Origin of the sequence: Paractinoplanes bogorensis (assembly GCF_018829635.1) — a bacterium.
In the GTDB taxonomy this organism is placed as follows: domain Bacteria; phylum Actinomycetota; class Actinomycetes; order Mycobacteriales; family Micromonosporaceae; genus Actinoplanes; species Actinoplanes bogorensis.
On record NZ_JAHKKG010000010.1, the window covers coordinates 300,832 to 325,185 of the forward strand.

The 24,354-nt window shown below is 71.9% G+C and carries 23 protein-coding genes and 1 pseudogene; 14 read left to right on the forward strand and 10 right to left on the reverse strand.

Features of this window, described 5'->3' with window-relative positions:
- Window positions 1-6: 6 nt before the first annotated feature.
- Window positions 7-732: an SDR family oxidoreductase gene (locus KOI35_RS31530; protein WP_215792301.1), complete on the forward strand. Its 726-nt coding sequence runs from the start codon at window positions 7-9 to the stop codon at window positions 730-732.
- A 36-nt stretch (window positions 733-768) separates the two neighbouring features.
- Here KOI35_RS31530 and KOI35_RS31535 read toward each other — a convergent pair whose 3' ends face one another.
- The gene (locus tag KOI35_RS31535) at window positions 769-1,323 is read right to left on the reverse strand and encodes a TetR/AcrR family transcriptional regulator (protein WP_308121233.1); all 555 of its coding nucleotides are present in this window, start codon (window positions 1,321-1,323) and stop codon (window positions 769-771) included.
- An 85-nt stretch (window positions 1,324-1,408) separates the two neighbouring features.
- Between KOI35_RS31535 and KOI35_RS31540 the strand changes: the two genes are divergently transcribed.
- Entirely contained in the window at window positions 1,409-2,233 is an 825-nt protein-coding gene (locus KOI35_RS31540; RefSeq protein ID WP_215792303.1) for a CE1 family esterase, read from the forward strand.
- Between the two features lie 75 nt (window positions 2,234-2,308).
- On the forward strand, window positions 2,309-3,463 hold the full coding sequence (locus KOI35_RS31545) for an outer membrane protein assembly factor BamB family protein (protein ID WP_215792304.1): 1,155 nt from the start codon (window positions 2,309-2,311) through the stop codon (window positions 3,461-3,463).
- Window positions 3,464-3,502: 39 nt separating this feature from the next.
- Here the strand turns inward: KOI35_RS31545 and KOI35_RS31550 are convergent, their stop codons facing one another.
- Window positions 3,503-4,264 carry a hypothetical protein gene (locus KOI35_RS31550; protein ID WP_215792305.1) on the reverse strand — a complete coding sequence of 254 codons (762 nt, stop codon included), beginning with the start codon at window positions 4,262-4,264 and terminating at the stop codon, window positions 3,503-3,505.
- 130 nt (window positions 4,265-4,394) lie between these two features.
- On the opposite strand from KOI35_RS31550, the gene KOI35_RS31555 reads away from it, so the two are divergent.
- On the forward strand, window positions 4,395-6,218 hold the full coding sequence (locus tag KOI35_RS31555; RefSeq protein ID WP_215792306.1) for a substrate-binding and GGDEF domain-containing protein: 1,824 nt from the start codon (window positions 4,395-4,397) through the stop codon (window positions 6,216-6,218).
- Here the strand turns inward: KOI35_RS31555 and KOI35_RS31560 are convergent.
- From KOI35_RS31560 to KOI35_RS31580, 5 genes are all read right to left on the reverse strand, one after another.
- Entirely contained in the window at window positions 6,202-7,713 is a 1,512-nt protein-coding gene (locus tag KOI35_RS31560) for a glycoside hydrolase family 140 protein (RefSeq protein WP_308121234.1), read from the reverse strand. The two genes, KOI35_RS31555 and KOI35_RS31560, sit on opposite strands and share 17 nt — an antisense overlap.
- Before the next feature lie 3 nt (window positions 7,714-7,716).
- A complete protein-coding gene (locus KOI35_RS31565) occupies window positions 7,717-8,505 on the reverse strand; it encodes a carbohydrate ABC transporter permease (RefSeq protein ID WP_215792307.1) in 789 nt (262 codons plus the stop codon).
- A 68-nt stretch (window positions 8,506-8,573) separates the two neighbouring features.
- Window positions 8,574-9,458 carry a carbohydrate ABC transporter permease gene (locus KOI35_RS31570; RefSeq protein ID WP_308121235.1) on the reverse strand — a complete coding sequence of 295 codons (885 nt, stop codon included), beginning with the start codon at window positions 9,456-9,458 and terminating at the stop codon, window positions 8,574-8,576.
- A complete protein-coding gene (locus KOI35_RS31575; protein ID WP_215792308.1) occupies window positions 9,455-10,759 on the reverse strand; it encodes an ABC transporter substrate-binding protein in 1,305 nt (434 codons plus the stop codon). The genes KOI35_RS31570 and KOI35_RS31575 overlap by 4 nt, the downstream gene beginning before the upstream one ends.
- Window positions 10,760-10,761: 2 nt before the next feature.
- Complete coding sequence (locus KOI35_RS31580) at window positions 10,762-11,649, reverse strand: nucleoside hydrolase (protein ID WP_215792309.1); 888 nt, start codon at window positions 11,647-11,649, stop codon at window positions 10,762-10,764.
- Window positions 11,650-11,877: 228 nt separating this feature from the next.
- Here KOI35_RS31580 and KOI35_RS31585 point away from each other — a divergent pair, with 228 nt between their 5' ends.
- On the forward strand, window positions 11,878-12,885 hold the full coding sequence (locus tag KOI35_RS31585; protein WP_215792310.1) for a LacI family DNA-binding transcriptional regulator: 1,008 nt from the start codon (window positions 11,878-11,880) through the stop codon (window positions 12,883-12,885).
- Here KOI35_RS31585 and KOI35_RS31590 read toward each other — a convergent pair.
- Window positions 12,875-13,540 carry a response regulator gene (locus KOI35_RS31590; protein WP_215792311.1) on the reverse strand — a complete coding sequence of 222 codons (666 nt, stop codon included), beginning with the start codon at window positions 13,538-13,540 and terminating at the stop codon, window positions 12,875-12,877. The two genes, KOI35_RS31585 and KOI35_RS31590, sit on opposite strands and share 11 nt — an antisense overlap.
- Window positions 13,537-14,805, reverse strand: a complete 1,269-nt coding sequence (locus KOI35_RS31595) for a sensor histidine kinase (protein WP_215792312.1) — start codon at window positions 14,803-14,805, stop codon at window positions 13,537-13,539. The genes KOI35_RS31590 and KOI35_RS31595 overlap by 4 nt, the downstream gene beginning before the upstream one ends.
- Before the next feature lie 129 nt (window positions 14,806-14,934).
- On the opposite strand from KOI35_RS31595, the gene KOI35_RS31600 reads away from it, so the two are divergent.
- Genes KOI35_RS31600 through KOI35_RS31620 form a run of 5 tightly spaced genes read left to right on the forward strand, consistent with a single transcriptional unit; the run spans window position 14,935 to window position 20,112 of the window.
- Window positions 14,935-15,492: a hypothetical protein gene (locus KOI35_RS31600; RefSeq protein WP_215792313.1), complete on the forward strand. Its 558-nt coding sequence runs from the start codon at window positions 14,935-14,937 to the stop codon at window positions 15,490-15,492.
- The gene (locus KOI35_RS31605; protein WP_215792314.1) at window positions 15,489-16,562 is read left to right on the forward strand and encodes a peptidoglycan-binding protein; all 1,074 of its coding nucleotides are present in this window, start codon (window positions 15,489-15,491) and stop codon (window positions 16,560-16,562) included. The genes KOI35_RS31600 and KOI35_RS31605 overlap by 4 nt, the downstream gene beginning before the upstream one ends.
- Window positions 16,559-17,254 carry an ABC transporter ATP-binding protein gene (locus tag KOI35_RS31610; protein WP_215792315.1) on the forward strand — a complete coding sequence of 232 codons (696 nt, stop codon included), beginning with the start codon at window positions 16,559-16,561 and terminating at the stop codon, window positions 17,252-17,254. The genes KOI35_RS31605 and KOI35_RS31610 overlap by 4 nt, the downstream gene beginning before the upstream one ends.
- On the forward strand, window positions 17,251-18,435 hold the full coding sequence (locus KOI35_RS31615; protein WP_215792316.1) for an ABC transporter permease: 1,185 nt from the start codon (window positions 17,251-17,253) through the stop codon (window positions 18,433-18,435). Before KOI35_RS31610 ends, KOI35_RS31615 begins: the two co-directional genes overlap by 4 nt.
- A 60-nt stretch (window positions 18,436-18,495) precedes the next feature.
- Entirely contained in the window at window positions 18,496-20,112 is a 1,617-nt protein-coding gene (locus tag KOI35_RS31620) for a PHP domain-containing protein (RefSeq protein ID WP_215792317.1), read from the forward strand.
- Here the strand turns inward: KOI35_RS31620 and KOI35_RS31625 are convergent.
- Window positions 20,079-20,990: a LysR substrate-binding domain-containing protein gene (locus KOI35_RS31625; RefSeq protein WP_215792318.1), complete on the reverse strand. Its 912-nt coding sequence runs from the start codon at window positions 20,988-20,990 to the stop codon at window positions 20,079-20,081. The genes KOI35_RS31620 and KOI35_RS31625 overlap by 34 nt on opposite strands.
- Window positions 20,991-21,065: 75 nt before the next feature.
- On the opposite strand from KOI35_RS31625, the gene KOI35_RS31630 reads away from it, so the two are divergent.
- From KOI35_RS31630 to KOI35_RS31645, 4 genes and pseudogenes are all read left to right on the forward strand, one after another.
- The gene (locus KOI35_RS31630; RefSeq protein WP_215792319.1) at window positions 21,066-22,226 is read left to right on the forward strand and encodes a thiolase family protein; all 1,161 of its coding nucleotides are present in this window, start codon (window positions 21,066-21,068) and stop codon (window positions 22,224-22,226) included.
- Entirely contained in the window at window positions 22,223-22,882 is a 660-nt protein-coding gene (locus tag KOI35_RS31635; protein ID WP_215792320.1) for a 3-oxoacid CoA-transferase subunit A, read from the forward strand. The genes KOI35_RS31630 and KOI35_RS31635 overlap by 4 nt, the downstream gene beginning before the upstream one ends.
- Window positions 22,879-23,508 carry a 3-oxoacid CoA-transferase subunit B gene (locus KOI35_RS31640; RefSeq protein ID WP_215792321.1) on the forward strand — a complete coding sequence of 210 codons (630 nt, stop codon included), beginning with the start codon at window positions 22,879-22,881 and terminating at the stop codon, window positions 23,506-23,508. Before KOI35_RS31635 ends, KOI35_RS31640 begins: the two co-directional genes overlap by 4 nt.
- 31 nt (window positions 23,509-23,539) lie before the next feature.
- Window positions 23,540-24,342: pseudogene (locus KOI35_RS31645) on the forward strand (inositol monophosphatase family protein).
- Window positions 24,343-24,354 lie beyond the last annotated feature (12 nt).

Below are 24,354 nucleotides of genomic sequence, written 5' to 3' on the forward strand. Positions count from 1 at the left end.
CGAGACGTGCCACTTACCGATCAACGCGTCCTCATCATCGGCGGAACCTCGGGCCTGGGCCTGGCGGTCGCCCGCGCCGTCCTCGACCGCGGCGGCTCCGCCGTCGTCGCCTCCCGCCGCCGCAGCAGTGTCGAGGCGGCGCTGCACCATCTCGGCCCCGGCGCCGCCGGCCACACCGTCGACGTGCAGGACGACGGCTCCCTGACCGCCCTGGTCAAGGCCGAGGGCCCGGTCGACCACCTCGTCTACAGCGCCGGCGAACCCCTGCGGATGGCTTTGGTCGCCGACCTCACCGCCGACCGGATCCGCGAGTTCTGGATGACCCGCTACATCGGCGCGCTCACCACCATCCGGGTGCTGACCGGCGAGCGGGCCATCCGCCCCGGCGGCTCGATCGTGCTCACCAGCGGTAACGCCGCGCAACGACCCGGGCCGGGTTGGGCCCTGGGTGCGAGTGTCTGCGGTGCCGTCGACGCGCTCACCCGCCAGCTCGCCCTCGAACTGGCCCCGATCCGGGTCAACAACGTCGCCCCCGGCGTGACCAGAAGCCCGTTGTGGTCGGCCCTGACCGCCGACGAGCAGACCGCCCTCTACGACGGCGTCGCGGCCGCCCTGCCGGTCGGCCGCATCGCCGAACCCGAGGACGTGGCCCTGGCCTACGTCTATGCCATGGAACAGCCGATGGCGACAGGAACCTCGATCCTCGTCGACGGCGGCGCCGTCCTCATCTGACGGCGAATGGCGGTCACGGCGGCATGATCTCCCCGGTCAACTGACCCGGGAGCGGAGGCCGTCGAACAGGATGTCGAGGTAGCGGCGGGCGGTGGCGGCGCGGTCGCCGGGGTGGACCTTGGCCGCGAAGGCCACTCCGCACATCAGCGGGGCGATGTCGGCCGCCGTGACGGCCGGGTCGATCACGCCGGCCTTGTGGGCGCGGTCGAGGAGTTCGGCGAAACGGGCGTGCAGGCGCTGCTTGAGTTCCGTCGTGTGGGGCAGGGCGTCGTGCGGGGCGGCCAGGGTGGTGGCGATCGCCGGATCGGACGTCTGCGCCTCGATGGCCGCGTGCAGGAAATCGCGCAGCGCCTCCCACGGGTCGCCGGTCGGCGGCCGGTCGGCCAGCGCCTCCAGGCCGGGCGTGGCGATCGTCTCGACCAGGGCCTCGGGGGTCGGGAAATGGCGGTAGACGGTGGCCACGCCGACCTCGGCGGAGCGGGCGACCTCGTTGAGCTGGATCGGGGCCTCGTCGTCGACCAGGCGGCGGCCGACGTCGAGGATGCGCTGCCAGTTGCGGGCGGCGTCTTTGCGCAGTGGGGCAGTGGTCACGCCCACAAGCGTACCGGATAAGCCATCCACTTCTGCTGCGTTGAAGCGGATGGCTTATCCATTTCTTGTGGTGGAGGGGACGACCATGCGCGACAGCATTCAGGTGGGGGCGACCCGCCGGACGTACGAGATCGTCGGGACACCCGGCCCAGACCTGGTGATCGTGTTTCACGGGTCCAAGCAGAACGGCGCCAAGCACCGCGAGTTCACCGGGCGGGCCTTCGACGGGCTGGGCTCGGCCGTCGTCTACCCGGACGGCTACCAGGGCAACTGGAACGACGCTCGGCGGGGAAGCACCTTCCCGGCCCGCACCGACAACGTCGACGACGTCGGGTTCACCCGTGCGCTGATCGGGAAGCTGGCGCCGGAGCGGGTCTTCGTGGTCGGCTACTCGAACGGCGGCCAGCTCGTGATGCGCCTGGTCCACGAGATCCCCGGCCTGCTCGCGGGGGCGGCGGTGATCGCGGCGACCATGCCCGCACCGGAGAACTTCCTGGCCGCGGAGGCGCCGCCGGTGCCGGTGCCGGTCCTGCTGGTGCACGGGACGAAGGATCCGATCAGCAGGTACGCGGGCGGGGAGTTCAGCTGGTGGGCCCGTGCCGCGTTCAAGGTGAGCGGCCGCAGCCTGTCGATGCCCGAGACTGCGGCGTATTTCGCGGCCCGCAACGGCATCACCGCGTCGCCGGCCGGCACCCGGCTGCCGGCTGCCGACGCGGCGACCTCGGTCGAGCGCACCGACTACCGGCAGGACGGGCACGCGCCGGCGGTGCTCTACACGGTGCACGGTGGCGGGCACACCATCCCCGGGCCGGTGCGGCAGCCGCGAGTGCTGGGCCGCACGAACCAGGACGTCAGCACGGCCCGGCTGGTCGACGAGTTCCTGGCGATCTCGCGTAGCCCGACCGGGTGAGCCGTCCGCCCGGCAACCGTCCACGCGCGATCTTCCTCCCTACGGTGATCTTCTGTGCCGTTACGAGGAGTCGCCTTGAATCGTCTTCAGCTGGTGGTCGCCGCGATCGGTGTCCTCGCCGTGCCGTCCCCGGCCGCGGCCGCGCCGCCGCCCGACGCCTGGGGACAAGCCGCGGCCCACGCCACCGGCGACTGGTTCAACCCGGGCGAGACCCGGCTGACCCCGGCGACCGTGGGCCGGTTGCGGGCGAGCTGGACGGTTCCGCTGGCGGCGGCGAAGTGTGCCGATCCGGCCACTCCCCTGGTCGCCGCGAACCGGCTCGTCACCGCCGCGTCGTACCGGATCAGCGGCCACGACGCGACCACCGGCAAGCTCACCTGGCAGACGCCCGCGACCACCCGGAGGACGAGCATCAGCCTGGCCGCGATCGTCGGCACCCGGCTGGTCGCCCAGTCACGCGACTGCCGCTCGGGCAAGACGTCGCTCACCGCCCTCGACGTGACCACCGGCCAGGTGCTCTACACCAGACCCATTCCCGAGCCCATGTACGGGCTGGTCGTCGACAACGGCATCGTGGCCGGCGGGGTCTGGGACACGGCGATCAGCAAGTACGGCGTACGGGCGTACCGGATCGCCGACGGCTCGCGCGCGTGGGCCCGGGTCGGATCGATCGGCGGGGAGACGATCGCCGCCGCGGGACGGGTTCTGGTGGCCGGCGACGACTCGACCAGCGCGGTCGACCTCGCCACGGGCAAGACACTGTGGTCGCCCGGTGCGGGGTGCTGGACGCCGATCGGCGCTTCACCGGACGGCGGCGCGTTCTACATGCGCTGCGATCCCGACGGGCCGATCAGCCGGGTCGACGCGGCCACCGGACGGGTGCTCGCGACCTTTCCGAGCCCGGGTTCGACGTCCGGGTTCGCCACCGACGGCGAGCGCGTCTATCTGCACACGTTCGCCAACCAGCTGATCGCGATCGACGCGCGCACGGGTCGCCGGGTGTGGACGGCCGGCTTCGCCGAGGAGGCGCCGATCGAGGTGTCGATCGGGGGCGGCGTGGTCTACGGATGGCGGGACAGCGGGCGTGCGGTTGTGGGGCTTTCCGCCCGTACGGGAAAAACGCTCCCGCTCGACGCCCGGATCTCGACGCTGCGGGGAGCGCCGATCGTCGCCAACGGGAGGTTGTACGGCCGGACGGCGTCGGGCGTGGCCGTCTACGCGATCCGTTGATGCCTCCCCCGCCTGATCGAGGCGAGGGAGGCACATCGGTCAGCGGCAGCGGCTGGACAGTTCCTGATAGAGCTTGACCGCCTCGAGCGCGGCCTGGAGACGGGCCTGCAGGTCGTAGAGCGCGGCGTTCGCCTGGTCGGACCTGGCCTGCACCTCGAGCCACTGCTCCTGCAGATCACGTTGTTCACGACCGAGCTGCTCGGCCTCGCGCTTCGCGTTGATCACGGCCGTGCCGCCGGGCAGCGACGTCTTCACGTCGGAGTAGGTGATCGGCCGGACGATCGGGTGACCGTTGTGCTCCGTCTCGATCGGGTCGAGCGCGTTGTCGTTGATGTAGTCGGCGAGCAGCTGCTGGGCGTGCTGCTGGGCCGCGACGTAGTCGGCCAGGGCCTGGTTGTTGCGGTCGCGGGCGGCCTGTGCCTCCCGGGCGAGCCGGTCCGCCTCGGCGGTGGCGGCCTGAATTTCCGAGTTGAGCAGGTCGACCCACTCGCCCAGCTGCTTCAGATTGTCCTGGTAGTCGTCGCATTCGGCCGGCGGGTTGCCACCGCCGCCGCCACCGCTCCCGCCACCGGGCTGGTCCTTGGGCGGGGTGCCGCCGCTGACCGGGGGCGGGGTCCACTCGTAGCGGGCACAGAAGCCGACGAGGACAGTGTTCCAGCCGGACTCGTCCCGGGTGGAGATCACCCGGGTGTCCTCCTTGACGCATTTCAGATCGTCGAGGGCATAAGCAGGCGCCGGTGCCAGAGCTACCGCGGCACCGACCACCGCGAGCACCCCGACAACGCCTCGAATCATTCGCATGCGTCGAAGGGTGCGGCATCGTGCGGCCGTTCCCTGTCGGGCATCCGATGATCTTCGCGTGTCCCGGGTGAAGACCGGGGATCTCCCTAGGAGAGGCGCTCACTCCGGTTTCCGGATGTATGGTCCCTTGATGACCGTCCTGGGAGTGCTTTCCCCGTTCCTGGGCGGGTGGTATTTCGGCGGGGTGCTCGAAGGGATCGCGGGGGCCGCGGCCGACGCCGCCGCCACAGTGGTCGCCGTCCAGACGCTGGACGCGGGCACCGAGCAGCTCGAGCTGACCGAACCGCCGCACCCGCCGCACCCGCTGGCCTGGGATCACGCGGCCGGGTTCGTGGTCATCGTGAACGCGGCCAGCGCCAAATATCTGCGCGAGCTCCAGGCCACCGGCCGGCCGGTCGTCGTGGTCAGCCACGAGTTCGCCGATGTGGACTGTCCGACCGTCTTCCCGGACAACCGGGTCGGGGTGCGGGCCGCGGTCGAGCACCTGATCGGGCACGGGCACCGGCGGATCGCCTTCGCCGGCTTCCTGGGGGCGTTGGACCAGCTCGAGCGGTACGACACGTACCAGCGGACGCTGCGTGACCACGGCATCGAACCGGACCCGGACCTGGTCTTCGAGGCGGCCGACAACCAGGAGGCCGGCGGGGCGGGGGCGGCCCGCGCGATGCTCGCGGCCGGGCTGCCGTCGACCGCGGTCGTGGCCGGCACCGACCTCAACGCGATCGGCATCCTGCGGGTGCTGACCGGAGCCGGCTGCCGGTTGCCCGGCGACCAGGCCGTGATCGGCTTCGACGACCTGTCCGACGCGTCGTTCACCGACCCGCCGCTCACCACCGTGCGGCAGCCGCTGTTCCAGGTCGGCGTGACCGCGGCGCGGGTGCTGCTGGCCGCGATCGACGGCACCGGCGGGTCGCCCGAGCGGCACGAGGTCGCGACCGAGCTGGTGGTCCGGGAGTCGTGCGGGTGTCCCCCGGCGCTCGACGAGGCGGCGCTGCGGGCCGGCGCGAAATCGCAGTACCGCGAGCGCATCCGTCTGCAGCACTCGCTCAGCAACCAGTACGACATCAGCCTCGACCTGTTGCGCAGTCACGAAGAGGATCCCCGGTCGCTGAACTGGCTGCGCCGCACCTCGGCCCGGGCCGGGTGTCTCGGCTTGTGGACTCCCGGCGAGCCGCAGCTCGAGACGGCCGGCCACTTCGACCGGTCCGCGCCCGCGCCGGCTCCGCTTCCGCCGGTCACGGTGAGCGGGTTCCCGCCGGCCGCGCTGCTGGCGACGGCCCGGGCCGAGCCGGGCACGCTGACCTTCGTGGTGCCGGTGCGGGTGGGTGCCCGTGACTGGGGGCTGCTGGCCACGGTCGACCGGGTCGACCTGAAGTCGGCCACCGGGCGCGAGGCGATCAACCAGTGGGCGGCGTTGCTGACCGGTGCGCTCGACTACCAGGCCGTGCTGCACACCCTGCGGGAGCAGGAGGAGCAGTTGCGGGCCAGTGCGCTGCACGACCACCTGACCGGACTGCCGAACCGGACGTACTTCCTGCAGTTGCTGGCCGAGGCGATCGGGCGTGGTCCGCGGGTGGCGGTGCTGTTCGTCGACCTGGACGGATTCAAGCAGATCAACGACACGTACGGGCACGCGGTCGGTGACCAGGTCCTGGTCGAGGTGGCCGACCGGCTGCGGGCCGAGCTCGGCGGCCGCGGCACCGCGGGCCGCTTCGGCGGCGACGAGTTCCTGGTGCTGCTGGACGCGCTCGACGATCACCACACCGCCGAGGCGATCGCCCGGCAACTGCTGGCGACGCTGTGCCGCCCGCACGGGGAGCTGGTGGTCTCGGCCAGCATCGGGGTCGCCGTCGCGTCCGACGCCGACCCGGATGTGCTGGTCCGTGCGGCGGACACGGCCATGTACCGGGCGAAGTCCCGGCACACCGGCTGGTTCCTCAGCGCTGAAAAATGATCACCCGGGGTTCCCCGGCCGGATCCGCCTCCAGGATCTCGCCGGGTTTCAGGTGGCCGGACGACCGCGTCCCGCCGGTGCGCGGGTCGACGATGCGGTAGCCGGACGGCGTACCGGCGTCCTGCATCATCGGCAGCCGGCCGCCTGTCTCCTGATAGACGATCGCCAGTTCCCCCGGCACGACCAGCCCGCGCGGGCCGATGAAGACCTCCCAGTCCGGCCGCATGTCGGTGGTGGGCAGGCCGGCCAGGATCCGCCCGACCAGCCCGACATAGGCCGAGCCCTCGTAGTCCAGCGCGTCCCGCCAGCTGCCGCCGGGTCCGGCGAAGGAGGCCGCGTGCCCGGGCTCGCCGTCGCGCAGCACCCACTGCCAGATGTTGGCGGCGCCGTAGACGACGCCCATCGTGGACCCGGCACACAGATTGCTCCACGCCTCGTGCCCCTGCCACCAGCCGGCCGCGACATCGGCCCTTCCGGTTCCCTCGTACGTCGGTTCGCCGTTCGCCACCGCACGCACGGGCTCGTTGCGCCACATGTCGGCCACCCGCTCGGGCACGTGCTCGCCACCGTGCCCGGTCTGGCACCACTGGAAGTCGAGCCATTCGGCGCCCTGATGCGCGTCGGCCCGGGCGTGCGGCCGGTAGTGGATGCCGGTCGGCTGGCCGTAGCAGTCACTCTCGTGCACCTCGCGCCCGCCCGCCTCGATCTGCGGCTCGGTGCCGGAGCCGTCCGCGCCGACCAGCCAGATCGCCGGCCGGGCGCCGTAGCGAGCGACCAGGTAACGGCAGTAGCGGGCGTACTCGTCCGGCGGCACCACCGTCCCGGCCACGTCGAGCCCCTTCCAGCCGAACCCGTGGAAGACCGGCTGCAGGACGGGGACGATGCCGTGCTCGATCAGGATGGCGAGCAGGCGGTCGAGGTACTGGAAATATCCGGGGTTGAGCCGGGTCAGACGGCCCTGCGGGAGATCTTCGAAGCCGACGTCGAAACCCTCGTCGGCGGTGCGGTCGCGCGGGCCGGTGGCGCGCATGTCGGGCTGCACGGTCATCAGCAGCACGGCGTTGAAACCCTTGGCCTGCCGGTCACGGGCATAGTCGCCGACCTGCTCCTCGGTGGCCCGCCAGGGCAGCGCCCAGGCCGTGTCGGCGACCAGCAGGGCCGGGGTGCCGTCGGCGTGCACGAGACTGCGGCCGCCGGGTGACATGCGCCAGAAACCGGGCCGGTGCACCTGGTCTTCCAGCACGTCCATGGTGCCGGTCACGCCGTGCAGACCCGGGTCCTCGACGTTCGCGGCCGTGACCCACCGCCAGGTGCCGTGGTGGACCGGAGAGGCGAACCGGACCCGCCATATCGCACCACCGTCGTAGAAGGCGGGCCGGCGCAGCACGGTCCCGTCGTCGTGGGTGAAGGTGACCCAGACGTCGACCGACATGTACGGGTCCTCGTGATGCGCCCCGGACAGGGTGACTTCCGCTTCCTGCCACTGCCTGATCACGGCTCAGCCCTTCGAGGCGCCGGCGGTGAGCCCACCGACGATCCAGCGTTGCAGGAACGTGTACGCGATCAGGATCGGCACGACGGCGATGAGGATGCCCGCGGCCAGTCCGGTGCTGTTGTTGGAGAACTGGCCCTGGAAGTTGAGCAGCCCGACCGGGATCGTCTTGCTGGCGTCCGAGTTGAGCAGGATCAGCGCGAACAGGAACTCGTTCCAGGTCGCCACCGCGTCCAGGATGAACACGGTGACCAGAGCGGGCAGGGACAACGGGAGCACGATGGTCAGGAAGACGCGCCACGGCCCGGCCCCGTCGATCTTGGCGGCCTCGATGATCTCGTCCGGGATCTGCCGGATGAACGACTGCAGCACCAGCACCTCGAACGGGATGCCGAAGGCCAGGTAGGGGCCGACCAGGCCGATCAGGCTGTCGGTGAGGCCGGCGCTGCGGGCCATCACGAAGACCGGCACGATCGTGATGTAGATCGGGATGGTGAGCCCGAGGAACACCGTGTACATGATGGCCGCGCCGAACCGGATGCGCAGTTTGGCCAGGGCGTACGCGAGCATCGCGCTCACGAAGACGCCGAGCGGGACCTTGAGCAGCAGCAGAACAGTGCTGTTGCGGTACGTCGTGGCGAAGTTGCCGATGTTCCAGGCGTCGGCGAAGTTGCCCAGGGTGAAGGTGCCGGGCCAGGACAGCGGACCGTGCGACACGAAGTCGGCGAGCGGGCGGACGCCCGTGATCACCAGCAGCACGAGTGGGGAGATCCACACCAGAGCTGCGATTGTCATGCCGACGGTCGTACCGAAACCGCCTCTGGGTCCGGGTTTTAGTTTTTCAGGCGGCGCGGCGACGGTCGTCACGCGGACGCCTCCTTCGTCTGGGAGCGGACGTACGGAATGCTGACCGCGATCGCCACGACGGTGATGACGACGGCGATGGCCGTGCCGTAGCCGGCCTGGTTGTACTGGAAGACGTTGAAGTACATCCACGTGCCCATCACCTGGGTCGCCGTGCCCGGACCGCCGTAGGTCATGGCGTAGATCAGGTCGAACACCTTGAACGAGTCGATGACCGACAGCGCGATCACCACGTAGTGCGCGGGCCGCAGCCCGGGCATCGTGATGTGCCAGAACTGCTGCCACCGGCCCGCGCCGTCGACCGTCGCCGCCTCGTACAGCTCCTGGTTGATGCCCTGCAGCGCGGCCAGATAGAGCAGCATCGGGAAGCCGACGCGGAGCCAGATCGCCGCCACCATGGTCGCGCCCAGCGCCGTCGAGTCCTGCCCGAGCCACGGCTGGGCCAGGCTGTCCAGCCCGATCGCGCGCAGGCCCGCGTTGATCGCGCCGTACTGCGGGTTGTAGAGCCAGCCCCAGATCGAGGCGACCGACACCAGCGGCAGCACGGCCGGGGTGTAGAAGATCAGCCGCAGCACCGGTTTACCGCGCACCTTGCCGTTGAGCACGACGGCGAGGGCCAGACCGAGGACCACCGGCACGACGACGGTGACCACGGCCCAGATCAGGTTGTTCAGCGCGGCCTGGGCGACGACCGGGTCGTCCACCATCGACGTGTAGTTGTCGACGCCGACGATGTTGTAGGAGGCGCTGAGCCCGTCCCAGTCGGTGAAGCTGAACCACAGCGAGTTCAGCGCCGGGTAGACCAGGAACCCGAGGTAGACCAGCAGGGCCGGGGCGGCGAAACCCCAGGCGACCAGGCCCCCGTGCCTGGTCCGGCGTTTCACTTCTTCCAGCCCTTGATGACGTCCTGCATCTTCTTGGCCGCCTCGGCCGGCGCGGTCTTGCCCTGCAGCACGTCGCTCTGGATCGCGAAGTACTGGTCGGCCTGCTTCTTGGGGAAGGCCTGGTCCTGGATCGTGTAGAACGGCTGCTTGCCGGCGCCCTGGGAGTACTCGTACGACAGCGGCAGAGTGGACTTGTCGGGCTCGGCCCCGGTGACGGCGGACGAGGTGACCTTGAGGGCCTTCTGGGTGTCCGGCTTGACGATGAAGTCGATCAGGGCCGCCGCCATGTCCGGGTTCCCGGCCTTGGCGTTGACCATGTAGCCCTCGACGAACCCGGAGTGCCGGTCCGGCGCGTGGTCGGTGGGCAGCGTGAAGACGCCGAAGTCGGCCGACTTCTTGCCGCCGGCCTGGATGCCCTGGGCCTCGGTCCACGAACCGGTGATGGTGTAGGCGGCCTTGCCCTGCACGTACCAGAGCTCGACGTCGGCCGGGTCGAGTCCGACCGCGCCGGCCGGCATCCACTTCTGGTCCTGCCACTTCTTGAAGGTGGTGAACGCGGTGACGACCTCGGGGCGGTCCCAGCTCTCGTCGCCGGTGAGCAGCTTGTCGTGCAGCTCGGGCCCGGCGCTCGTCTCGAGCAGGTATTCGAACAGGCGCATGACGTGCCAGCCGTACTTGCCGCCGGCGCCGAGCGGGGTGATACCCGCCGCGACCAGCTTGGCGTTCATGTCTTCGAGTTCCGCGTACGACTTCGGCGGCGCGCTGATCTTGGCCTTGGCGAACGCGGCCTGGCTGTACCAACCCCCGATCCCGTTGACGATGAACGGCACTCCGCCCTTGACGCCGTCGAACGTCATGCCCTGGACCGCCGCCGGGTTCAGCCGCGTGTCCCAGCCGAACTTCGTGTAGTACGAGCTCAGGTCCATCGCCTGCTTGGACTTGACGAACGGGGCGCCGATCTGGCCGCCCCAGATGCGCCACACGTCCGGGCCCTTGCCGCCGAGCAGCTCGGTGCGCAGCTTGTCGGGATAGACGGCCGCCCCCGAGCCGGGCAGCGAGTCGACGGTGGTGGTCGTGCCGTTCTGCGCGTCGAAGGCTTTCACCTGGGCCTTGACGAGGTCGATGGTGGAGTTGTCCTCGTAGGTGAAGAGCCGGAGCTCCTTGGAGCCGTTGCCGGAGCCGCCGGCCGGCGCGGCGGCCGTGTCGCCGCCCGTGCCGGTGCACGCGGCGAGCCCGGCGGCGAGGGTGGCGCCGCCGGTCAGGGTGAGGAAGCGGCGGCGGTTCAGGACGCTGTCGTTCATCGTCATCTCCTTGTCGGGGAATTTCCGAAACGGCGGATCTTGGCGAACATGTCCTCGAGCAGGTACCGGACGTCGACGGTCTCGACGACCCGGATCGGATTGCCGGTTCCCGGCAGGTAATGGCCCTCGGCGCCGAAGCGGGGGGCCGGCACGGTGCGGAACTGGGCGCCGCGCGGATAGAGCATCAGCGAGATCGCCGGCGAGTCGCCGAGCGAGCGGGACTCGATCGGCTCGTCGTGGTGCTGGTCGTTGAACTCGATCAGTTGCCGGATCAGGTAGTCGGCCAGCTCCGAGGTGCCGCCGATCTTCTCCTCGAGCTCGGCGTAGCCCACCGAGACCTGCGAATAGACGTTCGACGGCACCTGCCACACCCGGAGGCCGGAACCGAAGACGACGTTGGCCGCCGCGATGTCGTTGCGCAGGTTGAACTCGATGCCCGGGTAGGCGGTGTCGATGCCGCCGTAGCCGACCCCGCCGATCCAGATCACCACCACGTCGCGGTCGACGATCGCCGGGTCGAGCAGGATCGCCGACGCCATGTCGGTCAACGGGCCGAGGAAGGCGACGTAGAGGGGGCCGTCGCCGCGGCTCTCCTCGATGATCAGCCGCGCGCCCGGGCTGTCCCGCGGCGTCTGCTCGTCGGGCAGGGCCTCGGCGGCACCGTCGGCCACCACCGTCTCCTCGAGTCCGGTGAGCCGCAGCAGCAGGTCGATCTCCTCGCGTGACTCGGCCATGCTGCGGTCACTGCGCTCACGTCCGAAATGCGCGGCGACGAGCCCACGGATGTCGAGCGACGGCGAGAGCAGCGCGTGCACGATCGCGAACTGGTCGTCGGCCTCGTTCTTGGCGTCGGTGTCGATGACGACTCGGCGACGGGATACCTCGGGCACCGGCACTCCTCGGGTTTATGTCCATCCAGGGCGGCATATCTATTCATGACGACTGCGTGAACGTCGTGTGAGTTATCGATAACCTTTGCGGTAGGTTATCGATAACCCATCGCCCCGCACAGAGGTAGCTATGTAACAGGCTGGTAACAAGAAGTTGCTCTTGCGCGATACTTCAGCGGCCCGTGGCACGAACTTCAGCGGCCCGTGGCACGAACGAAAGAGGAAGTCATGTCGCGACCCAAGATGGTCGACGTCGGCCGGCTGGCCGGTGTCTCGGCCCAGACGGTCTCGCGCTACTACACCGGCAAGGGATACGTCGGCGCCGAGACCCGCGCCCGCATCGAGGCGGCCATCGACGAGCTGAACTACCAGTTCAACGGCTCGGCCCGCAGCCTGCGGGTGAACGCGACCCGGACCGTCGGCGTGCTCACCACCGGCCCCTCGGTCTACGGCACGTGGTCGATCCACCAGGGCCTCAACGAGGCCGCCCACCGGGACGGATACGCGGTGTTCAGCAGTTGGGTCGCGTACGACGCCGGCTCACCTCGCGAGCTGCACGACGCTCTGGACCGGTTCCTGTCGGCCCGGGTCGACGGCATCATCATCTCGTCACCGCACCCCGGCATCGAGGACACCCTGCGACGGGTCTGGGAGACCGTGCCGGTCGTCATCCTGAGCGGGCACGCCTGGCCGAACGCGGACTCGGCGACGGTCGACTCGTACGAGGCGGCACTGCTGGCCACCCGGCACCTGATCGGGCTGGGGCACCGGCGGATCCTGCACATCGCCGGCCCCGAGGAGATCAACGAGGCCCAGGACCGGGAACGCGGCTACCGCGACGCCCTCTCCGAAGTGGCCGCCGCTCCCCTGCCGGTGGTCCGCGGGGACTGGTCGGCCCAGTCCGGCTACCAGGCCGGATCCACCGTGGACGTCCGGGACTTCTCCGCCGTGTTCAGCGGCAACGACCAGATGGCCCTGGGCTTCATGAACGCGCTGCGGGGCCGCGGCCTGGTGGCACCGGACGACTACTCGATCGCCGGGGTCGACGACATGCCCGACGCCCGCCATTTCGCCCCGCCGCTGACGACCGTCTGGATGGACTTCGTCGAGCTGGGCCGGACCGGTTTCCGCATGCTGACCGAGCGCATCACCACCGGCGAACGCGTCGCCCGTCAGGTGATCCATCCCCACCTGGTGACCCGCGACTCGACCGGGCCGGCCCCGGTTACCCGCTGACCTGAGAGGCGGCCAGCCCGCACTCGTAGCCCAGGATCACCGCCTGGACCCGGTCGCGCAGGCTCAGCTTGGTCAGGATCCGGCCGAGGTGGGTCTTCACCGTGCTCTCGGCGAGCGACAGTGACACCGCGATCTCGGCGTTGGACAAGCCGTGCGTGATCAGCGTCAGCACCTCCCGCTCCCGGCCGGTCAGGGTCGCGAGCCGCTCGTCGGCCGGTCGCGGGGCGGGTGACCGGCCCAGGTAGTGCGCGAAGAGACGACGGGTCACGCTGGGCGCGGCCACCGCCTCGCCGGCCACGACCACCCGGATGGCGGTGACCAGGTCGGCCGCGAGGGCGTCCTTGAGCAGGAAGCCGCTGGCCCCCGCGCGCAGCCCGGCCAGCACGTACTCGTCAAGGTCGAAGGTGGTCAGGATGATCACCTTGGCCGGGCTCGGGCCACAACGGATGCGCCGGGTCGCCTCGATGCCGTCGAGGCCGGGCATGCGGACGTCCATCAGCACGACGTCGGGCCGGGTGCGGGCGACCACGTCGAGGGCGTGCGAGCCGTCGGCCGCCTCGCCCACCACCTCGATGTCGTCGGTCGCGTCGAGCACGAGCCGGAACCCCGTGCGGACCAGGGTCTGGTCGTCGACCAGCACGACCCGGACACTCACGAGGTCACCAGCGCGGCCAGCGGCAGGGTGGCGGCCAGCCGGTATCCGCGGCCGTCGGCGCCGGGCCCGCTCTCGAGGGTGCCGCCCAGGGTGGACACCCGTTCGGCGATGCCGCGCAGGCCGTTGCCGCCGCCCCCGCCGCCGGTGGGCCCGGCACCGTCGTCGGAGACCTCGACGCGTACGCGATCGGGCTGGAACTCGAGCCGCACCCGGGCCCGCGCCCCGGGACCGGCGTGTTTGAGCGTGTTGGTCAACGCCTCCTGCACGGTGCGGTAGGCCGACAGGTCGACCGCGGCCGGCACCGCCGTGGGCGTGCCCTCGATGCTCAGGTCGATCGGCATGCCGGTCCGGCGCAGATCGTCGACGAGGGCGGGCACGGCCCCGACCCCGGGCAATGGGGCGAGCGGAGCACCGGCCGGACCGGTGCGCTCGGCGGCGAGGAGCCGGCGCATCTCGGCCAGCGACGAGCGACCGACCTCGATCACGTGGTGCAGCGCGCCGGCGGCCCGTTCGGGGTGCCGGTCGAGCGCGGCCGCCGCCCCTTGGGCCTGCACCACCATCACCGACATCCCGTGCGCCACCACGTCGTGCAGTTCGCGGGTGATCCGGTTCCGCTCGGCGGCGACCGCGAGGGCGGCCCGCTGCCGTTCCTCGCGGGCCAGGTCGGCGGTGCGCTGCTCGACGGCGGCCAGGTGGGCCCGGCGGCTGCGCAGCCCGTCACCCACCGCGAAGGCGGCGACCGACAGCAGCCAGATCTCCAGCACCGCCTGGCCGGTGTCGGCCAGCACACCGGCCGGGATCACCTTGGTCGCCGTCCCGGCCACAGCGGCCTGCTTGGCGGCGGCCTTCTCGCTCTCTTGCACGCCTATCCGGCCGGCCAGCATGGCCAGATAGGTCAGCACCATGACGAGCGCCAGCACGGCGAACGCGGTGCGTCGCCGGCGCGCGGCCGCGGCCAGCGAGAAGAGCGCGAGCGGCAGGGCCAGGTCGAGCAACGAGAACTTGGTCTGCAGCGCCAGATGACCGAACGACCCGGCCGCGATCAGCGCCAGCGCGGCCACCGGCCGATGCTGCCGGATCAGCAGGCCGGCCACCACGATCGCGGTGAACAGCCACCAGGCGGAACCCACCGGCAGGCCGGCCCGGTCGCCCTGCTTCAGCGGCGTCGTCACCGCCATGATCAGCGCCGGTGCGAGGGTCACGGCCAGCAGGACCAGGGCCAGCGCGCTGTCGGCGGCCAGCTTTCGGGGTGCGAACCCGGACATGCGCCCATCGTAGGAAGCTCCGGGCCCCGACGCGTCCGACTCAGGTACTACATCGGCGGTGCCGCCGGTTTCCGAAGTCCCCACCCCGGTGGGACGAGACCGGGACGCCGCGGACGCGACCGTGAACCCATGACCCGGAAAGCGATGTCCACAGTGCTCCTGATCGGACTGCTGACCGCCGGATGCAGCGGCGGTGGCGGCGGCAGTCCCACCACACCCGAATCGTCGGCCCCCGGCCGGCAGCAGTTGCTCGCCCTCGGCCAGGAGTGGGTGCAGTGCCTGCGCGACCACGGATTGACCCGGATGCCCGACGCCCAGCTCAGTCAGGACGGTTATCTCCAGTTCGTCCCGGACCGCAGCTACAACTGGAAGGACGACCTGGTCAAGCGCCGGTCGATCATCGAGGCCTGCCAGTCGATCGAGGACCGCTACCCGCCCAACGCGTTCCGTCCCAAGGACCAGCCTTCGGCCGGCGACCTGCGCAAGCTCGCCGAGTTCGCGACCTGCATCCGCGCTCACGGCCTGCCCGCGTTCCCCGACCCCAACCAGGCGGGCGCGTTCGACCTCGCCGGCACCCCACTGGCCCAGGGCGTCCCCGGGGACCGGTGGGACCAGGCCAACGACGCCTGCAAGGGCATCTGGAGCGGCGAGGTCAGAATGCTCGGCATCGCCGGAGGCAAGAAGTGAGACGCCGCCGCGGCGCCTCGGTGGTCGCGATCGCGGTGGCCGCCCCGCTCGCGGCCGGGGTCGCCTACGCCGCCCGTTCCGCGCCGGGGGCGACCGCGACTCCCCCGGCCGGCGTCACCACCGGCACGGCCGTCGTCACCCGGGGCACGCTCACCCAGACCGTGCAGCTCAGCGGCTCCCTGCGCTACACCGGCGCGTACACGGTCGCCTATCCGGGTGAGCCGGGCGTGCTCACCGCGGCACCCGCGCCCGGGGCCACGATCGGGCGCGGCGCGGTCCTCTTCCGCGTCTCCGACCGTCCGGTGCGCCTGTTGCTGGGCGCCGTCCCGGTCTACCGCGATCTGCGTTCCGGCATGACCGACGGCCCCGACGTCCGCCAGCTCGAGCGCAACCTGGTCGCCCTGGGCTTCGACCCGCACCACCGGATCACGGTCGACCGGCACTTCAGCGCCGCCACCACCGCGGCGATCCGGCGCTGGGAGGCCTCGTGGGGACGCCGGAGCTACCAGCGCACCGGCCGGATCACCCAGGGGCAGGTCGTGTTCCTACCGTCACCGCTACGGGTGGCCGACGTGCCGGTCCGTCTCGGCTCGGCCGTGGCCCCCCGCACCACCGTGCTGACCGGCACGTCGGCCACCCGCGCCGTGGTCGCCGAGGTCGACACCGCCCAGGCCGGCACGCTGCACGTCAACGACCAGGTCGAGGTCTCCCTCCCGGACACCGGCCCGGTGCCCGGCCGGGTCGCCTCGATCGGTGCCGTGGCCACGACCAGTGCCGCAGAAGGCCAGAACACGGCCACGGTTCCGGTCACCGTCACGGTCCGCCTGCCCCGCGGCTTCACCCTGGATCAGGCCCCGGCCACCGTCGACGTCGTCACCGGCCGCCGCCCGGGCGTGCTGCTCGCCCCGATCGCGGCGCTGCTGGCCCGGCCCGGCGGCGGCTACCAGGTGCGGCTGGCCGGTGGCGGCCTGGTGACGGTCGAGCCCGGCCGCTTCGACGAGGGCACGGGCCGGGTCGAGATCGTCCGCGGTCTCACCGAGGGCCAGCCGGTGGAGGTGCCCGCCGGATGAACGCCGTCCTCGAACTGATCGACGTCCACAAGGTCCATCCCGGCCCGCCGCCGGTGGAGTCCCTGCGCGGCGTCACCCTGACGGTCGGCGCCGGGGAGCTGGTCGCCGTCTCCGGGCCGTCCGGCTCGGGCAAGACCACCCTGCTCAACCTGGCGGCCGGGCTCGACCGTCCGTCGACCGGATCGGTGCGCATCGCCGGGCACCCGGTCGAGAGACTCCGCGACCGGCAGCTGTCCGGCGTCCGCGCGCACCTGCTCGGCGTGGTCTTCCAGCAGTTCATGCTGCTCGACCGGTTGAGCGCGGCCGAGAACGTCGCGACCGGCCTGCTCTATCGCGATGTTCCCGGCCGGGAGCGCCGTGCCGCGGCCGCGCTGGCCCTGGAACGGGTCGGCCTGGCCCACCGGGCCGGATTCCCGGCCGCCCACCTGTCCGGCGGAGAACGCCAGCGGGTGGCGATCGCTCGCGCGCTGGTCGGCCGGCCCGCCGTCCTGCTGGCCGACGAACCCACCGGCAATCTCGACTCGGCCTCCGGCGACGGGGTGCTGGCCCTGCTGCGCGAGCTCAACGACGGCGGCGTGACCATCGTCGTGATCACCCACGACGAGCGGATCGCCGCGGCCATGCGGCGCCGGGTCGAGATCCGCGACGGCCGGATCGCCGGGGCGGCCTCGCTCATCGGGGAGGACGCATGAGATCGAAGTTGCGCGCTGCGGATCTGCTGCCGGTCAGCACGGTCGGCCTGCGGTCCCGGCCGGGCCGGGCGGCGCTCTCGGTGCTGGGCGTGGCGATCGGGATCGCCGCCATGGTCGCCGTGCTCGGCGTGACCCGGTCCAGCCAGGCCGACGTGCTGGCCCGGATCGACCGCCTCGGCACCAACCTGCTCACCGTGGCCAACGGCAAGACCCTGCGCGGCGGTGAGGCCGAGTTGCCCGAGACGGCCGGGCCGGCGGTGGCCCGTACGTCCTGGGTCGTCTCCGCCGCGGCCACCGCGGTCCTGCCGCTGTCGGTCTACCGCAGCGACAAGATCCCGCCCGGGCGCACCGGCGGGCTGGCCGTCCGGGCCACCGATCCGCAACTTCTGACCACAGTGGACGGCACGCTGCTGCACGGACGATTCCTGGACCGGGGGCTGACCTCGTACCCGGTGGTCGTTCTGGGCCACTACGCCGCCACGGTCCTGGGCATCGGCGACCTCAGCGACCACCCCCGGATCTTCCTGGGCGACCGCTGGTTCACCGTCGTCGGCGTGATGGCGCCGGTCGAGCTGGCCCCCGAACTGGATACCGCCGCGTTCATCGGCGAGCCGATCGCCACCGCGCAGTTCGGTTATCAGGGCCACCCCACCCGGATCTTCGTACGGGCTCAGACCGACCACACCGGCGAGGTCGCCGCCCTGCTGGCCCGGGCGGCCGCCCCCGAACACCCGGAGGAGGTGGCCGTGAGCCGTCCGTCCGAGGCCCTCACCGCCCGGATCGCCGTCACCGGCGGCACCACGATGCTGCTGCTCGGGCTGGGCGGGGTGGCGCTGCTGGTCGGCGGCGTGGGCATCGCCAACGTCCTGGTCATCTCGGTGCTGGAACGACGCGGCGAGGTCGGGTTGCGCCGCGCCCTGGGCGCCACCCGCGGCCACATCGGGGCCCAGTTCCTGGTCGAGTCGCTGCTGCTCGGCGCGGGCGGCGGCACAACCGGGGTGCTGCTCGGCACCGCGGTCACCTTCGCCATGGCCACGATCCGCGGATGGCCGACCCTCATTCCCGCCTACGCCGTGGGTGCGGGCCTGGTCGCGGCGGTGCTGATCGGTGCGGGCGCCGGCGTGTATCCGGCCCTGCGCGCGGCGCGACTCTCCCCCACGGAGGCGTTGCGCACGCTCTGACATTTGATGATCGTCTATCTGACACACGGTGTTCGCCGCGGACCACTACGGTCCTGGGCCATGAGCGCGCTGCCCCGCTGGGCCGACCCCGCCGTTCCCGACGCCACGCTCGACCCGCAGGGGTTGAGCCGCCGCGGCATCCTCCGGCGCGCCGGGTTGTTCGGGGCCGCGTTCGCCGCGACCACCGCGCTGCCAGGCCCGGCCCCCGCGGCGGCGCACGACACGGACGATCCGCCGCTGGCCTGGCTGGTCGGCGACCACCACGTCCACACGCAGTACAGCCACGACGCCAAGTACACGCTCGGGCAGGCGGCCCGCCGCGGTGCGCAGTTCGGGCTCGACTGGATGGTCTGCACCGAGCACGGCAACGTCGGGCACGACACCGCCGGGGCCGCTCTCGAGCACACCGACATCCTGGCCGCCCGGGCCGAGAACCCGCGCCTGCTCATCTTCCAGGGCCTGGAGTGGTACATCCCGGGCGCCGAGCACGCCACCGTCTTCACCTCGCCCGGCCCCCACGAGGCCGAGATCCTGCGACAGTTCGAGCGGGCGTACGACGGAAAGCTTCTCTCCAGCTCTGACGAGACCCTGGCCGTCGCCGCGCTCGGGTGGCTGTCCGCCCGCCGTCGCGAGGGCTTCGTCGACGACGCGCTGGTGCTGGCCAACCATCCGTCGCGGCTGGGCATCGACGCGCCGCACGAGCTGCGCGCGTGGCGGGACGCGGCGCCCGACATCATGATCGGGATGGAGGGCGCGCCCGGAGCCCAGGGGGCCGCCCTGCCGGGGCTGCGCGGGGCGAACAGCATCCGCGGCGAGTACGAGAACAAGCCGTCGGCCCAGTCGCATCCGGGCTATCCGATCGAGGCGTACGTGACCTACGGCGGCTTCGACTGGATGACGGCCACCGTCGGCGGGATGTGGGACGCGCTGCTCGCCGAGGGCCGGCTCTTCTCGATCACCAGCAATTCCGACAACCATCGCACCGTACGGGACACCCTGCGCAACGGTGACTTCCCGGCCGGCTCCACGTTCGACACCCTCGGCAAGGTGCCCGACCCGGTCGAGACGGGCGTGGCCCAGCCGGGCAGCGATTTCTGGCCGGGACAGTTCAGCCGTACGCACGTCGGGGTGACCCGTTACGGCTACCGCGAGGTGATGGCCGGTCTGCGCGCCGGGCGGGTCTGGGTCGACCATGGTCAGCTCGTCGACGGCCTCGACGTGCGCCTGTCGTCGGCGCGGGGCGGATCGGCCACGCTCGGCGGCCGGTTGCGGGCCCGGCGCGGCGACCGGCTCACGCTGACCGTCACCGTGCAGAGCGCGTCCCGCCCCAACTTCCACGGGGTCCTCCCCCGGCTCGCCCACCTCGACGTGATCCGCGGCGTGGTCACCGGTCGTGCCCCGGCCGACCCGGACTCGTGGCGGGCCCCGGACACCCGCGTGACCGAGACGGTCGACGTCTCCCGTCGCAGTGGCCGCTACACCGTGCGGATCCCGCTGGGCGCGGTGGCCGGGCCGGGCTATTTCCGCGTACGCGGCTCGGACGGTAACCGCCACGGGACCGGCCTGCTGGGCGCTCGCGTCGATCCGCACGCCCCGATCGCGCACACGCCGGGCGACGGCGATCCGTGGCTGGACACCTGGCTCTACACCAACCCGATCTTCGTCGACGTTGTCTGACTCAGGTTGGTGATCAGGTCGACCGTACGGGTGAGGTGGGGTTCGGAACGGCCCGCCCGGTGTGCCAGCACGAGGTCGACGGTGACGGCCGGGCGGACCAGCGGCCGGTAGACGACGCCCGGGATGGCCAGCGCCGTCACCGGCTGCGGGACGACGGCCACGCCGAGCCCGCCGGCCACCAGCGTGATCAAGGTGGACGTCTCGCCGACCTCGTGCCGGACCCGCGCGGCGACGCCGGCCGTGCGGAACAGCCCGAGCACGACGTCGTACATGGCCGAGCGCCGCCCGGCCGAGTGCACGATCAGCGGGGTGTCGCGCAGGTCGGTCACCCGCACCTGCCTGCGTTCGGCCCGCCGGTCGCCGGCCGGAAGCGCGACCACCAGACGGTCGCGCCGCAGCCGGGTGAGCCGCAGCGACTCGTCGGTGACCGGCGGGCGCAGCAGGGCCAGGTCGATCTCGCCGGACCGCAGCGCTTCGGCCTGATCGGGGGCGAGCATCTCACCGCGGAACGAGAAGTCGACGCCGGGCATCTCGGCGGTCAGGTGGCGGGCCAGCGCGGGCAGCAGGCTGTAGGTGACCGAGCCGACGCAACCGATGGTCAGGTGGCCGACCACCCCGGCGGCGACCCGGCGGGCCTGCTCACCGGCGTCGTCCACCTCGGCCAGGATGGCCCGGGCCCGGCTCAGATAGGCGCGACCGGCCTCGGTGAGCTCGACCCGGCGGGTGGTGCGGTGCAGCAACTCGACCCCGAGCCCGGTCTCGAGCCGGCGGATGGCCTGGGACAGCGGCGGCTGCGCCATGTGCAGCCGGGCCGCCGCGCGCCCGAAGTGCCGCTCCTCGGCCACGACCACGAAGTAGCGAAGCTGCCGCAATTCCATTAAAACTTTCCAGATATCAATAGGGCCGGAAAAAGATACTTCAGCCTATCAACCCGCGGCCCTAGCGTGAGGAGCATGAGTTCCTTCCTGTACGCCGCCACACGCACCCCGTTCGGACGCCTCAACGGTGCCCTGGCCGGGGTGCGGCCCGACGATCTGTCGGCCACGGTCATCCAGGCGCTGCTGGCCACCACGCCCGCGCTGGATCCGGCCGCCGTCGACGACGTGGTCTGGGGCAACGCCAACGGCGCGGGCGAGGACAACCGCAACGTCGGCCGGATGGCCGTCCTGCTGGCCGGGCTGCCGGCATCGGTCGGCGGCACCACGGTGAACCGGCTGTGCGGCTCGAGCCTGGACGCGGCGATGATCGGATCGCGGGCCATCGAGACCGGGGACGCGACGGTCGTCGTGGCCGGCGGGGTCGAGTCGATGACCCGGGCGCCCTGGGTCCTGGCGAAACCGGATGACGAGCCCGTTTCCACCGCCCTCGGCTGGCGGCTGGTCAACCCGCGCATGCCGGCCGAGTGGACCGTGTCGCTCGGCGAATGCAACGAACAGCTGGGTGAGCGGTTCGGGGTGAGCCGGGAACGGCAGGACGAGTTCGCCGACCGCTCGCACCGGCTGGCCACGGCGGCCTGGGACGACGGCTTTTACGACGACCTGGTCACGCCGGTGGCCGGCCTGACCCGGGACGAGGGCGTCCGGCCCGGCTCGTCGGTCACGGCGCTGGCCGCGCTCGAGCCCCGCTTCCGGACCGACGGCACGATCACCGCGGGCAACGCCTCGCCGTTGACCGACGGCGCCTCGGCGATGCTGCTCGGGTCGGCCGCCGCGGCCGAGCTGATCGGGCGTGAGCCGCTGGCCGCGATCGCCGGGCGGGGCGGGTTCGCGCTCGACCCGCGGGAGTTCGGCTACGCGCCGGTCGAGGCGGCCAACCGGGCCCTGCGCCGGGCCGGGATCGGCTGGGACCAGGTCGGCGCGGTCGAGCTCAACGAGGCGTTCGCGGTGCAGTCGCTGGTCTGCGTCGACGCGTGGAAGATCGACCCCGGGATCGTCAACGTACGCGGCGGCGCGATCGCGATCGGCCATCCGCTCGGCGCCAGCGGCGGGCGCGTGCTCGGCACGCTCGCCAAGGTGCTGCGCGAGCGGCACGAGCGGTGGGGCGTGGCGGCCATCTGCATCGGTGTCGGGCAGGGGCTGGCCGTCGTGCTCGAGAACCTCGAGGTGACCCGATGATCGTCGCGAGTGCGGACGACGCGGTGGCCGGCATCGCCGACGGGAGCACCGTGCTGGTCGGCGGATTCGGGCGGGCCGGGATGCCGTACGGGCTGATCGATGCCCTGATCCGGCAGGGCGCGACGGGCCTCACCGTGGTCAGCAACAACGCCGGCAACGGGGACACCGGGCTGGCCGCGCTTCTCAAGGCGGGCCGGGTGGCCAAGGTGATCTGTTCCTTCCCGCGGCAGACCGACTCGTACGTGTTCGACCAGCTCTACCGCGCCGGACAGGTCGAGCTCGAGGTGGTCCCGCAGGGCACCCTGGCCGAACGGCTGCGCGCGGCCGGCGCGGGGATCGGCGCCTTCTTCTGCCCGACCGGGGCGGGCACACTGCTCGCCGAAGGCAAGGAGAGCCGGACCATAGACGGGCGCGACCACGTGCTGGAGTACCCGATCCGCGGCGACGTCGCCCTGATCCAGGCCCACCGCGCCGACGGGATGGGCAATCTCGTCTATCGCAAGACCGCCCGCAACTTCGGGCCGGTCATGGCCACCGCCGCCACCACCACGATCGTCGAGGTCGGCGCGGTGGTCGAGGTCGGCGCGCTCGACCCGGAAGCGGTGGTCACACCCGGGATCTACGTCGACCGCGTCGTGAACGGGAGCCCGGCATGAACCCGGACCAGCTGGCGGCCCGGGTGGCCCGGGACATTCCGCCGCACTCGTACGTGAACCTCGGCATCGGCCTGCCGACCCGGGTCGCCGACCACCTGAACCCGGAGAGCGGCGTCGTGCTGCACACCGAGAACGGGATGCTCAACATGGGACCGGCCGCGACCGGCGACCGGATCGACCCCGACCTGATCAACGCCGGGAAGCAGCCGGTGACCGAACTGCCCGGCGCCGCCTACTTCCACCACGCCGACTCGTTCGCGATGATGCGCGGCGGCCACCTCGACGTCTGCGTGCTCGGCGCCTTCCAGGTGTCGGCGACCGGCGACCTGGCCAACTGGTCGACCGGCGCGCCCGACGCCATCCCGGCGGTGGGCGGCGCGATGGACCTCGCGATCGGGGCCAGGCAGGTGTTCGTGATGATGACCCTGTTCGACAAGCGGGGCCGCCCGAAACTGGTGCCGTCGTGCACCTTCCCGCTGACCGGCGCCGGCTGCGTGAGCCGGGTCTACACCGACGTCGCCGTCTTCGACGTCGGCCCGGAGGGCGCGGTCATCCGGGAGGCCTTCGACGTGCCCGCCGAGCAGATACGCGACCAGCTGGCCGCCACTGGTCTCCGGGTGCGCTGACCAGCCGGCCACCGCACTCTACGGTGCCGGTATGCCGATCACCGATCACGAGCTGGCCCGACACGCCGCCGACGCCGGGGCCGCCGCCGTTCGCGCCCACTATGGATCGTCGCTGACCCACTTCGCGAAGTCCGGCGACGACTTCGCGACCACGGCCGACCTCGAGGCCGAGCGGATCATCGTCCGGATCCTGCGCTCGGCCCGGCCGGACGACGTGGTGCTGGGCGAGGAGAGCGGCCGTACGGGCGACGGCCCCGGCGATCGGCTGTGGCTGGTCGATCCGTTGTGCGGGACGCTGAACTTCGCCGTTCGGAACCTGCTGGCCTCGGTCAACGTCGCGCTCCGAGTCGACGGGAAGGTCACGGCGGCCGCGTCGGCCGACCCGTTCACCATGAGGTGTTCTGGACCGACGGCTCGACGGCCTCCCTGCGCCGCGCCGGCGAGGACCAGACCCTGGTCCCCTCGGCCTGGTCGCGGCTGGTCGACGTCAATCTCGACCCGCCGTTTCCCAACCGCGAGGTCTTCTCGGCCGCCCGGATGCTGGCCGACGACCGGTTCGTCCGGCGGTTCCGCCCCCGGGTCGTCTCCACCACCCTGGCCGTGGCCTGGGTCGCCGCCGGACGCCGGGCGGCCTACGTCACCGACGGCGACCTGCGCGACAGCGTCCACTTCGCGGCCGGCATCGCCCTGTGCCAGGCCGCCGGCTGCGTGGTCACCGCACTCGACGGCGGCCCGGTCCACACCGGCCGGGGCGGCCTCGTGGTCGCCGCGGACGAGCCGACCCACACCGCCCTGCTGACCCTGGTCGCCGCGGCCCGGCCGCCCGCGGGCTGACCATCGCCCGCC

Excerpts from the sequence above, each read along its gene's own strand:
- KOI35_RS31540 (WP_215792303.1), top strand. The coding sequence starts at position 1,409 with ATGCGCGACAGCATTCAGGTGGGGGCGACCCGCCGGACGTACGAGATC.
- KOI35_RS31550 (WP_215792305.1), bottom strand. The coding sequence starts at position 4,264 with ATGCGAATGATTCGAGGCGTTGTCGGGGTGCTCGCGGTGGTCGGTGCC.
- KOI35_RS31555 (WP_215792306.1), top strand. The coding sequence starts at position 4,395 with ATGACCGTCCTGGGAGTGCTTTCCCCGTTCCTGGGCGGGTGGTATTTC.
- KOI35_RS31565 (WP_215792307.1), bottom strand. The coding sequence starts at position 8,505 with ATGACAATCGCAGCTCTGGTGTGGATCTCCCCACTCGTGCTGCTGGTG.
- KOI35_RS31575 (WP_215792308.1), bottom strand. The coding sequence starts at position 10,759 with ATGAACGACAGCGTCCTGAACCGCCGCCGCTTCCTCACCCTGACCGGC.
- KOI35_RS31585 (WP_215792310.1), top strand. The coding sequence starts at position 11,878 with ATGTCGCGACCCAAGATGGTCGACGTCGGCCGGCTGGCCGGTGTCTCG.
- KOI35_RS31595 (WP_215792312.1), bottom strand. The coding sequence starts at position 14,805 with ATGTCCGGGTTCGCACCCCGAAAGCTGGCCGCCGACAGCGCGCTGGCC.
- KOI35_RS31600 (WP_215792313.1), top strand. The coding sequence starts at position 14,935 with ATGACCCGGAAAGCGATGTCCACAGTGCTCCTGATCGGACTGCTGACC.
- KOI35_RS31610 (WP_215792315.1), top strand. The coding sequence starts at position 16,559 with ATGAACGCCGTCCTCGAACTGATCGACGTCCACAAGGTCCATCCCGGC.
- KOI35_RS31615 (WP_215792316.1), top strand. The coding sequence starts at position 17,251 with ATGAGATCGAAGTTGCGCGCTGCGGATCTGCTGCCGGTCAGCACGGTC.
- KOI35_RS31620 (WP_215792317.1), top strand. The coding sequence starts at position 18,496 with ATGAGCGCGCTGCCCCGCTGGGCCGACCCCGCCGTTCCCGACGCCACG.
- KOI35_RS31625 (WP_215792318.1), bottom strand. The coding sequence starts at position 20,990 with ATGGAATTGCGGCAGCTTCGCTACTTCGTGGTCGTGGCCGAGGAGCGG.
- KOI35_RS31630 (WP_215792319.1), top strand. The coding sequence starts at position 21,066 with ATGAGTTCCTTCCTGTACGCCGCCACACGCACCCCGTTCGGACGCCTC.
- KOI35_RS31635 (WP_215792320.1), top strand. The coding sequence starts at position 22,223 with ATGATCGTCGCGAGTGCGGACGACGCGGTGGCCGGCATCGCCGACGGG.
- KOI35_RS31640 (WP_215792321.1), top strand. The coding sequence starts at position 22,879 with ATGAACCCGGACCAGCTGGCGGCCCGGGTGGCCCGGGACATTCCGCCG.